Origin of the sequence: Actinomadura sp. WAC 06369 (assembly GCF_003947565.1) — a bacterium.
Taxonomy (GTDB): domain Bacteria; phylum Actinomycetota; class Actinomycetes; order Streptosporangiales; family Streptosporangiaceae; genus Spirillospora; species Spirillospora rifamycini.
The window spans coordinates 1-1,397 of sequence record NZ_QHJN01000369.1; the positions used below are offsets into that span (position 1 = coordinate 1).

General features: G+C 73.7%; 1 protein-coding gene. It reads left to right on the forward strand.

Features of this window, described 5'->3' with window-relative positions; all coding sequences use genetic code 11:
- Window positions 1–124: 124 nt before the first annotated feature.
- Window positions 125–1,397 (forward strand): sensor histidine kinase (locus tag DMH08_RS39485; RefSeq protein ID WP_148108667.1); only part of this gene is annotated, 1,273 nt, incomplete at its 3' end.

The window sequence follows — 1,397 nt, forward strand, 5'->3', positions numbered from 1 at the left end:
GGCGGGCAGGCGGTGTCGCCGCCGCCGGTCCAGCCGAGCGACGACGATGACGACGGGCCCCACGGGGACGACGGAGCGAACGGGGCCAATGGGGACGACGGAGTCAACGGGGACGACGACCGCGATGACGGGTGAGGTGCGGGCGACCGCGCGGGCGCGGATCGTCGGCTGGATGCTGCTGCTGGTCGGGCTGGCGCTGGCCGGGTCGGTGACGGTGACGTGGTCGGTGCTGTCGGCGCGGTTGAACGACCGGGTGAACAACGAGCTGACGCACGAGGCGAACAAGCTGCGCAGCTACATGAAGAACGGCGTCGACCCGGCCACGGGGCGGCGGCCGGCGAACCTCACCGAGCTGCTGCGGGACTACCTCGTCCACAACCTGCCGGACGGCTACGAGACGTTCTTCTCGGTGGTGGACGGGCGCACCGAGAACCGCAGCGCGCAGGCGCCGCTGGCGCGGCTCGACCTGGACCCGGCGTTCGTCGCGAAGGCGGCGCGGGCGAAGCAGCCGACGTACGGGTGGGCGGAGTCGAGCGCGGGCGACGTCCGGTACGCGGTGCTGCCGGTGCGGATGGCGGACGATCCGCGGCAGGCGGCGCTCGTCGTCGTCGAGTTCCGGGACGCGCTGCGCGAAGAGGTGAACGAGACGACGCGGGTGCTCGGGTTCACCGCGTTCGGGGCGCTCGCGGTGGCGGGCGTGGTCGGGTGGCTCATCGCGGGGCGGGTGCTCGCGCCCATCCGGCTGGTGCGGCAGACCGCCGAGCAGATCGGCGAGTCGGACCTGACGCGGCGGCTGCTGGTGCGCGGCAACGACGACGTCGCGGCGCTCGCGTCGACGTTCAACCGGATGCTGGACCGGCTGGAGTCGGCGTTCGCGGCGCAGCGGCGGTTCCTGGACGACGCGGGCCACGAGCTCCGCACGCCCATCACCGTCATCCGGGGGCACCTGGAGCTGATGGGCGACGACCCGGACGAGCGCGAGGAGACGCGGGCGCTGCTGATGGAGGAGCTCGACCGGATGAACCGGATGGTCAACGACCTCATCATGCTCGCGAAGGCGGACCGTCCGGACTTCTTGGACCTCGGCGAGATCGACCTCGCCGACCTGACGGTGGACGTCGTCGCGAAGTCGCGGGGGCTCGGCGACCGGCGGTGGCGCGTCGGCGCGGTCGCGGAGGTGCGGGTGCTCGGCGACGCGCAGCGGCTGACGCAGGCGCTGATGCAGCTGGCGTCCAACGCGGTGCGGCACACCGGCGACGGCGACACGGTCGAGGTGGGGTCGGCGGTGCGGGACGGGTCGGTGCTGCTGTGGGTGCGCGACACCGGGCCGGGCGTCCCCGCCGAGGACCGCGAGCGGATCTTCGAGCGGTTCGTCCGGGCGGGGTCGGGGCCGCGGC